Source organism: Paenibacillus sp. P13VS (assembly GCF_015143645.1).
Lineage (GTDB): Bacteria > Bacillota > Bacilli > Paenibacillales > Paenibacillaceae > Paenibacillus > Paenibacillus xylanilyticus_A.
Genome location: NZ_WYEV01000027.1, coordinates 1 through 3,210 on the forward strand (window position 1 = coordinate 1; position 3,210 = coordinate 3,210).

The 3,210-nt window shown below is 35.2% G+C and carries 2 protein-coding genes; one reads left to right on the forward strand and one right to left on the reverse strand.

The annotated features are described in order from the left end of the window. The first annotated feature begins 421 nt into the window (after positions 1–421). On the forward strand, positions 422–1,666 hold the full coding sequence (mobV, locus tag GUA98_RS29215; RefSeq protein WP_000951564.1) for a MobV family relaxase: 1,245 nt from the start codon (positions 422–424) through the stop codon (positions 1,664–1,666). A 29-nt stretch (positions 1,667–1,695) separates the two neighbouring features. Here mobV and GUA98_RS29220 read toward each other — a convergent pair whose 3' ends face one another. Continuing rightward, positions 1,696–2,154 carry a replication/maintenance protein RepL gene (locus GUA98_RS29220; RefSeq protein WP_001125937.1) on the reverse strand — a complete coding sequence of 153 codons (459 nt, stop codon included), beginning with the start codon at positions 2,152–2,154 and terminating at the stop codon, positions 1,696–1,698. Between the last annotated feature and the right edge of the window lie 1,056 nt (positions 2,155–3,210).

Here is a 3,210-nt window from a genome sequence, read left to right on the forward strand (position 1 = left end):
GTAATTTGCAAAGCGATTGTTGGAAAAGGAAAAATTAGCGGTAAGTGTCAATGGTAAGCGGACTGGAAGGGGTCAGCGGTTTGTGCTGATCCATGAAAGGAGCATTAAGGAATTGACACGTGCAATTGATTCTTCACCCTCTTGGCCTGTCAAAACGTCAAACGTTTTGGCCTGCCAACCGGCGAGGGAGTCCCTCAAGGATTGAGGGGTTGGGGAGTTCGATTGATGGGGTCAAGGGGAAGAGTTCCCCTTGTAGGTTCGGACAAAGTCCGAGGTTTTTTTGCCATGCAAGGCATGGTTTGGCGAAGCCAACGAGCCTCGCAGAGCACGTCCAAATGAAATTTGGTATAACGTGCTAGACCAAATTATTGGATTCTCTCAATCTTCGTGCTATGCTGATTACCAAAAGGGGGGCTTACTTGTGGCTCATGTAGAAAAATATACAAAAGGCAGCGTACAAGGATTATCGATTCATTGGGACAGAAAAACAGAAAATCATTCGAATCAAGAGATTGATAATGAGCGGTCAAATTTAAATTATGATTTATGCGAAAAAGAAGGAGATACACTTTCCCGCATGAATGATCGATTACGTGAAGTACATTGTTTGAATCGGAAAGATGTAAAAGTTTGTAGTGATTGGGTTGTTACGTTACCAGAAAACTTGAAGGGGACTTCAGAAAAAGAACAACGTGAATTTTTTGAAAAAACCTATGAGTTTTTAGCGAATCGTTATGGCGGTGAAAAAAATGTATTGTCCGCTAACGTACATAAGGACGAAACAACACCTCATATGCATTTTGCTTTTATGCCTGTTGTTTGGGACGAGAAAAAACAACGGGAAAAAGTTTCAGCCAAAGAGGTTTTAACAAGAAAAGATTTAAAGACATTCCACCAAGATTTAGATACATTTTTGAAAAAGGAAATACCACACATCTACAAAGATGGAATTTTAAATGATAAAACGATTGGTGTTGATACCGTTAAGGATTTAAAAAAGCATTCTCTAGAAATAGAGAAACAAAAAAAGGCGATGGATGCGGAAATAAAGATAAAAGAAAAAGACTTGGAGAGAAAAATCCAATCTTTAGATAAAGAATTTGAAAGTAAAAAGAAAAAGCTTTTAGATCTCAGTGAACAATTACCACAAGAAATCAAAATCAATGCAAAAGGGAAAGAGAAAAAAACAGAGGTTGTGAAAAAAGGATTATTTAAAACAGAAACGATAACCAAAAACACTGGGAATTGGATTATTGGAACGAACGAATTGAAAAGAGTACAAAAAATGGTGAACGCTGCCTATATGGTCAAAAGGGATTATGAACGTTTGCAAAGTACAGATTTGGTGGAAGAAAATAAAAAATTACACCTGCAAGTAGAGGGCTTGTCTAACAATTTAAAAGCATCTCATCAGATTAATGCGGAGTTGAGAGAGAGAAATAAAGAATTACATACAAAAATAGGCTCGTTACAAGCTCATATAAACGATTTGAAGATAAACGTAAAGGTTTTATATCAACAAACGAAAAAAGTCTTTAAAGAGCAATTTAAAACGTTTAGAGGGCTTGTTAAGAATGAACTAGTTGGAAGGGAAGTAGAGGATTACTTTGAGCGTGAACATAAAAACGAAATGACTAAACAACGAGGATATGATATGGAAAGGTAAAACCGCCTTAGAATCAATTCTTGGGCGGTTTATTCAACTGCATTAATTGGAGCCTTATTATTATTAAAATCTTCGAATCTAGCAAGTAAGTATTTCTCTTTTGTATCTTTACCACGATGAACAAGGCTTGGATGTATCATTATTGCTCCAGTTCTTCTAGTAATTATTTGGGCTTGCTCCAGTGTTTTTAATGTGTCTATTACAGTTTGTCTAGATACCTTGCTTTTTTCGGTCAATTCTCTTGTAGTTATAATTAACGTATTTGTTGATTTGTCCATGTTTTCTAATATGTATTTTACAACTTGCATTTTTTTATTACCTAAACTATCTATTAATTGAACGATTGCAGTTAAATATGTGATCATAAAACCATTTCTAGGAGTTTTCTTTATGACTTCATCAGTTTCTATTATTTCACCTGTATCTAGGTTTCTCCATCGACTTTTACCGTTATATATTATTTCGTTTTCAGTTTTTTGTTTTGGCATATTATCACCTTTCTCCTATATTTTTATATTTCCATTTTATCATAATTAGACCAAAAGGTCAAAAAAAATTAGACCAAAAGGTATAAAAAATTAGACCAAAAAGTATAAAAAATTAGACCAAAGAAAATGCCCTTCAATAGCTATATATCAGCTTAAAATCTACTTTTTACCCCCTGCTTACTCTTTTCTATATATTTAAGGCGATAAATATCGCCTTAAATATATTCTTTTTTCATTTTTTTTAGAGGGCTTTCCACAATGCAATAGTCGAGTAGTATTTTTTGAGAAAACCACTCAAAAAATCTCCACTCTTTTGCTATTGCATAGTGAAATTCGGCAGGTGTGAGCATGTCGCCAAGCCGAACATACCAAAAACGAGGATTTAAGTTGCACGACTTGGACTAGCAATTGTACCTGCCGAACCGCCTTGATCTATCGTTCAAGAATTTCACTAATGCCATATAAAATTACGTTAAGTTCCTGGGGGCTAGCCCCCAAACCCCCAGCCAGCACTCACACCCAAAAACAAGGGGGATACCAATAAAAAAGTCAAAATCCACTATATAGGATTTTGACTTTTTTATTGGTATTGAACTACAAGGGTCCCTACAGGCTGTTTTTGAACACCCGTAGTTCTTTTTAAAAGGGATTAATTTATCAGATTTATTAAATGAATAATTCATAAAATCCCCTTTCAATCACTCTGTTGTATGGCAATTTATCAAGTAGGCAGTTGTACATAAGTAGTGTATGCAGGGGACAAAAATGTGTATATAACTGGATAAGCCTTTTTTATTTTTGGCTTGGTATGAAAAAAGAACCCTAATGTTGGATAGGGTTCTTTTTAGGGGTAACAGTTGAAGGTTGAAGGTATATTTCATATTTATTATGTACTTTACTCTTATATTCATTCGAATAGGAAACACATATGTTTGGAGTAATTTGCAAAGCGATTGTTGGAAAAGGAAAAATTAGCGGTAAGTGTCAATGGTAAGCGGACTGGAAGGGGTCAGCGGTTTGTGCTGATCCATGAAAGGAGCATTAAGGAATTGACAC